The sequence below is a fragment of the Serratia sp. OS31 genome (genome assembly GCF_014164835.1).
Classification (GTDB): Bacteria; Pseudomonadota; Gammaproteobacteria; order Enterobacterales; family Enterobacteriaceae; genus Serratia; species Serratia liquefaciens_A.
This window is the reverse complement of the sequence record NZ_JACJFQ010000069.1, coordinates 1-5657: the sequence shown is the minus strand read 5'-3', so window position 1 is coordinate 5657 and position 5657 is coordinate 1. Positions and strand designations below refer to the sequence as shown.

General features: G+C 49.0%; 5 protein-coding genes, 4 tRNA genes and 2 other RNA genes. 2 read left to right on the top strand and 9 right to left on the bottom strand.

Annotated features, from left to right (window positions below; all coding sequences use genetic code 11):
• The 7 genes from H5P17_RS26065 to H5P17_RS26035 all read right to left on the bottom strand — a co-directional run.
• A partial coding sequence (locus H5P17_RS26065; RefSeq protein ID WP_230090452.1) for a GTP-binding protein occupies positions 1-156 on the bottom strand: 156 nt, incomplete at its 3' end.
• 109 nt (positions 157-265) lie between these two features.
• Positions 266-341: transfer RNA gene (locus tag H5P17_RS26060), tRNA-Thr, on the bottom strand.
• Positions 342-347: 6 nt separating this feature from the next.
• Positions 348-422: transfer RNA gene (locus H5P17_RS26055), tRNA-Gly, on the bottom strand.
• Between the two features lie 37 nt (positions 423-459).
• A non-coding RNA gene (locus H5P17_RS26050) (RtT sRNA) lies at positions 460-574 on the bottom strand.
• A gap of 46 nt (positions 575-620) precedes the next feature.
• A non-coding RNA gene (locus H5P17_RS26045) (RtT sRNA) lies at positions 621-747 on the bottom strand.
• 44 nt (positions 748-791) lie between these two features.
• Positions 792-876: transfer RNA gene (locus H5P17_RS26040), tRNA-Tyr, on the bottom strand.
• 24 nt (positions 877-900) lie between these two features.
• Positions 901-976 (bottom strand) — tRNA-Thr (locus H5P17_RS26035).
• 398 nt (positions 977-1374) lie between these two features.
• Here H5P17_RS26035 and H5P17_RS26030 point away from each other — a divergent pair.
• Together H5P17_RS26030 and coaA are read left to right on the top strand one after the other, a co-directional pair.
• Complete coding sequence (locus H5P17_RS26030; RefSeq protein ID WP_020828748.1) at positions 1375-1923, top strand: GNAT family N-acetyltransferase; 549 nt, start codon at positions 1375-1377, stop codon at positions 1921-1923.
• Positions 1924-2143: 220 nt separating this feature from the next.
• Positions 2144-3094: a type I pantothenate kinase gene (gene coaA, locus H5P17_RS26025; RefSeq protein ID WP_020828749.1), complete on the top strand. Its 951-nt coding sequence runs from the start codon at positions 2144-2146 to the stop codon at positions 3092-3094.
• 45 nt (positions 3095-3139) lie between these two features.
• Here coaA and birA read toward each other — a convergent pair whose 3' ends face one another.
• On the bottom strand, positions 3140-4102 hold the full coding sequence (gene birA, locus H5P17_RS26020; protein ID WP_044554733.1) for a bifunctional biotin--[acetyl-CoA-carboxylase] ligase/biotin operon repressor BirA: 963 nt from the start codon (positions 4100-4102) through the stop codon (positions 3140-3142).
• Positions 4099-5136, bottom strand: coding sequence for a UDP-N-acetylmuramate dehydrogenase (murB, locus tag H5P17_RS26015; RefSeq protein ID WP_182825873.1), 1038 nt, complete (start codon positions 5134-5136; stop codon positions 4099-4101). Before murB ends, birA begins: the two co-directional genes overlap by 4 nt.
• Positions 5137-5657: the final 521 nt, after the last annotated feature.

Below are 5657 nucleotides of genomic sequence, written 5' to 3'. Positions count from 1 at the left end.
GTTATCGATCTGGTCGAAAGCACGTGCAGAACCGCCGTAGGTTTTAGCCAGAACGGTGGTGATTGCTGCAGTCAGGGTAGTTTTACCGTGGTCAACGTGGCCGATAGTACCGACGTTAACGTGCGGTTTTGAACGTTCAAACTTTTCTTTAGACATCGATTGTCCCTCTAAGACACGGATAAATCGGTGGTATCACCACATCAACCAAGCATTTGCTTGTTGAATCCAGAACAGAAAGAAAATCAGGGGGCGAGATGATAAGAAGTGGTGCTGATAGGCAGATTCGAACTGCCGACCTCACCCTTACCAAGGGTGCGCTCTACCAACTGAGCTATATCAGCACATCTTGGAGCGGGCAGTGGGAATCGAACCCACATCATCAGCTTGGAAGGCTGAGGTAATAGCCATTATACGATGCCCGCATCCTGGAACTCGGCTACCTGACTTTTCTGTAGAATTTTAAGGGAGGAGAAGGATTGTTTATCGCTTAACTCTCACCCTTCGAGCTGGCTGCGCTATGCGCTGTACAACTCGAACCTTGCGAAGGCTTTCGCCTTCTCCTTCTGCAGGTCAACCGTTGCGAGATTATCGCTGGCCAGTTAACTGCCTAAGGCAAGATATGGTGGTGGGGGAAGGATTATTCGTCACTTCGCTCCTCACCCTTCGGGCCGCGCTAAAGCGCGTTGTCTCACTGCGTGAGACTCGAACCTTGTCGAAGGTTCTTACCCTTCCTCGAACGGTGATCCTATCACTATTACCGTTCGATGCGACCCGGACTTCAAGGTCTAATATGGTGGTGGGGGAAGGATTCGAACCTTCGAAGTCTGTGACGGCAGATTTACAGTCTGCTCCCTTTGGCCGCTCGGGAACCCCACCAGATTTTAACTACTGTGACTTGATTGGTGCCGGCTACCGGAATCGAACTGGTGACCTACTGATTACAAGTCAGTTGCTCTACCAACTGAGCTAAGCCGGCATCAAGTGCAGCGCATTCTAGGTAGACCGGACGGCCTATGCAACAAAAAAATTGCGTTAGCTGCACTTTCGCTCACAAATTACCCAATTTTGCACGGTATCTTGCAATTTACAGCGCGTAGCGTGCAAAGATTCATCAACTGCAGGCATCATTCTCTACAATTTAATCCACTTTTTGCAAGTATTGGCCGTTTCTTTCCCTGTGCCCGTTATCTCAAATCCGTAAACCCAAAGCAGGAAACTGTGAGCGATATCGATGCACCAAAAAAGGGATGAGTGCCCCACATAATGACATCAGCTATCATTATTTCTCACCGTTTTCGCCGCCACAGTCTCCACCGTCGCTCTGGCGCAATTATTGCTTGTCTTCATTACCCCCTCACCCAGGAGGAATGACCGATGAAAATTGTCCTGATTAATGCCGCCACGCTGCCCATTTACCGTAATGAACTGGCTCGCCTGTTGACCGATGCAGTAACGCACGGAGCCTCCGTGGGCTACGACACACTGATCCCACATGAAGACGCCGAGAGCTACTTCCACAGCCTGAGGCCGGCCTTGGCCAAAGGAGAGCTGTTGTTGTGGATTGCCAGAGACGAGCGCGGCGTCATTGGCACAGTACAACTGGAGCTGTGCCAGAAACCGAATGGGCGCAACCGGGCTGAAGTACAAAAACTGTTAGTCCACAGCCGGGCACGCCGCAACGGTGTCGGACAGGCCCTGATGAAAGCATTGGAACAGTCAGCGCTTCAGCAGCAGCGCGGCTTGCTGTATCTCGACACGCAGGCAGGTTCCGCTGCAGAGGCGCTGTATCGCTCATTGGGCTATCGCTGCCTCGGAGAGTTACCCGACTATGCCGCCGCACCCGATGGCTACTATCACCCAACGGTCATCTACTACAAACGCCTGTTTGCAGTAAACCAAACCTCCCCTGCCATCGCCAGCTAGCATGAAAGCGGTATCATTTCCTTGAGATACCGCTTTGCAACGTCTCTGCCATCAACTGAGCGCCGCTTCTCACAATTGACACAAACTGCCGCCAATCGATAACTTTTGCGAAAAAAGTCTACGCCAAAAACGAAGCTGTCTATAATATGCAGCTTGTTTATTATCTGGAGTTGGCGTCCGGCGCCTTTCCCAACCTGCGTTAACAGGCAGAATTTGGCTTATGATAAAAAGAGATCAATCTTTAGCGACGCCCTATCTTCAGTTCGATCGTACCCAGTGGGCTGCGTTGCGAGATTCGGTGCCGCTGACACTGTCAGAAGAAGAGATTGTTAAACTAAAAGGGATTAACGAAGATCTCTCTTTGGAAGAGGTGGCTCAGATTTATCTGCCGCTGTCGCGGTTGCTGAACTTCTATATCAGTTCCAACCTGCGCCGTCAGGCCGTACTTGAGCAATTTCTCGGAACCGATGGACAAAAAATCCCCTACGTTATCGGTATCGCCGGCAGCGTCGCCGTAGGCAAAAGTACCACCGCACGTTTGTTGCAGGCACTGCTTAGCAGTTGGCCGGAACACCGCAGCGTTGAGCTGATAACCACCGATGGTTTCCTGCATCCCAATAAAGTGTTGAACGAACGTGGGTTGATGAAGAAAAAAGGCTTTCCACAGTCTTACGATATGCACAGCCTGGTCAAGTTCGTTTCTGAAGTGAAATCCGGCGCTAAACGTGTCACTGCCCCGGTATATTCCCATTTGATTTATGATGTTGTTCCTGAAGGAAATAAAGTCATCGAGCAGCCGGACATTCTTATTTTGGAAGGGCTCAACGTATTACAAAGCGGTATGGACTACCCTCATGATCCGCATCGCGTATTTGTTTCTGACTTTGTTGATTTCTCGATATATGTCGACGCGCCGGAAGAACTGTTGCAGTCCTGGTACATCAACCGGTTCCTTAAATTCCGTCAGGGAGCGTTTTCCAATCCTGATTCTTATTTCCATAACTATTCCAAGCTTCCAGAGCCCGAGGCTGTAAATATAGCCACTCAGCTGTGGAATGAAATTAATGGATTGAATTTACAGGAAAACATCCTTCCGACACGTGAGCGTGCGAGCCTGATTATGACCAAAAGCGCTAATCATGCCGTCGAGAGCGTTCGTTTGAGAAAGTAATTTAATCAACGAAAAGGGGCTTTAGAGCCCCTTATTAATAATTAATTACTCTGCACTACGTAGCGATATTTCTCCCCCGATAAATGGCTTAATAACACCATTTTGCTCAAGCAATAACGCACCTTGCTGATCGATACCGCGAGCAGTGCCGAATATTTGCTGCTCACCGATTAATAACTTAACAGGCCGATCAATAAAGTTATCTAACGCATGCCAGCGTGAAATAAAGGGGGTCAAACCCTCAATCTCAAACTGACGCAGCGATTGGCGTAGCTCATTAAGCAAAGTCGCAGCCAGCTCATTGCGATCGATATTAATCCCCGCTTCCTGCAGGTTGATCCAACCCTGATTAATTGCATTGGCATTGGTTTCACGCATGGCTAAATTGATACCGGCACCAATGACCAGCTGCGCTGCATCCCCGGTTTTCCCCGTTAATTCGACCAAGATACCCGCTAACTTACGATCGTTAAGGTATAAGTCGTTCGGCCATTTGACTCTGACATCCTCCGCACCGAGGCCTTGCAACACTTCGGCCATCACTATGCCAATCACCAGGCTCAAACCCATTGCAGCTGCCGGCCCTTGATCAAGACGCCAAAACATCGAAAGATACAGATTGGCACCAAATGGAGAGATCCATTGGCGTCCACGCCGGCCACGTCCTGCTTGCTGATACTCAGCAACACAGGCATCACCCGACTGCAGTTCAGCAATGCGATCCAGCAGATATTGATTGGTAGAATCCACGACCGGCAACACGGTGACACGCTTATCGGCCAGTCGACTGAGAATACGTTCAGCATCCAACAATTGGATTGGGCCAGGCAAGCTGTAACCTTTTCCCGGTACGGTAAACACGTCCAGGCCCCACTCGCGGATGGTCTGGATATGCTTGTTAATGGCTGCACGGCTCATACCGAGTAGCTCACCAAGGTGCTCGCCAGAATGGAAACCGCCATCGGCCAGTATCGCAATCAGCTTGAGGGGAACTTTGGTATCCTTCATGACAGAACCTCTACGGCGTTCAATTCACCATCCTTACCGATAAAGCGAACTTCTGGCTCTAACCATACATCAAACTTTTTCGCTACGGTATTGCGCACATGGCGTGCCAAGGTGACCACGTCCTGGCTAGTGGCATTATCCACATTAACCAATACAAGCGCCTGCTGGCTGTGTACCGCCGCGCCGCCCATCTGATGGCCTTTCAACTGACACTGGTCGATCAACCAACCTGCAGCCAGCTTCACCTGACCATCCTGCTGTGGGTAATGCGGCATCCCAGGATATTCGGCCATCAGCGCAGTAGCCTTTTCACTACTGACCAACGGATTTTTGAAGAAACTGCCGGCATTACCCATCACCTTCGGATCCGGCAGCTTACTGCGACGCATGGCGCACACTGAGTCAAATACCTGACGCGGGGTCACCGTGTCCGGATCCAGCTTTGTCAGATCGCCATAATTAAGCATCGGGTTCCATTGCTTGTTCAGGCGTAAGCCTACGCCAACAATGATGTGCCCCTTCTGAAAATGATGTTTGAAAATGCTTTCACGGTAGCCAAACCCACAATCTGACGCCGGAATGCGATCGATAGCTCCCGTACTCAGATCCAATAGATCAACGTAGTCACATACGCTCTTGAGCTCGATGCCATAGGCGCCGATATTCTGAATGGGGGCAGAACCGACCAGGCCAGGGATCAGAGCCAAATTTTCCAGGCCAGGAATGCTGATATCAAGAGTGCGACAAACCAGGCCATGCCAATTCTCACCGGAGCTGACATGGAGAAACCAGGCATCTTTTTCTTCTCGGATATCAATGCCTTTTAATTGATTGATCATGACCGTACCGGCAAAGTCCTCAAGAAACAGGACGTTACTTCCTTCACCGAGTACCAGCAGCGGCTCTTGGCGCTTCTGCGTTTTCTGCCAAACCTTGATCATCAATTCGATGGTGTTGGCAATGACCAGATGCGCTGCGTTGACCGGGAGCGCAAAGGTATTGTGGTTTTTTAATGACGCGCTTTCAGTAGACATAACGATAAATACCTATACGGAAATGAACCTCCACCTAGTCTACTCGATTCGGCTCGTCAGGCTAATATTTGTTTTCATTGATATTGCTTTTAGCTGGAGAACATCAACGGGTTAAATACTTCTAATTGTTTTATAAGGTAATTTCTATATAAATTAATTAGGTAATGCATCAATGGCAATAATTAAGGTGATTAATCACGGTTTTTCTTAGAGATAGACTAATTGCTATAAACTAAAACAATTCTATTCAGACAGGCTTATATTCACTCGAGAACAGTTATGTTTTTTAAATATTGTTCATATTTATAACCATAAATATAACGAGGAGGGATTTATTCACAGGATATTGTCGAGGATCGGCTATCTAGATCTAGGTACCGACTGGCTGCGTCATTTTTTCTTTTCCGCATAGCAAAAAGGCCATCCTTGCGGATGGCCTCTTGGCTTGATTGATGCCTGGCAGTGTCCTACTCTCGCATGGGGAGACCCCACACTACCATCGGCGCTACGGCGTTTCACTT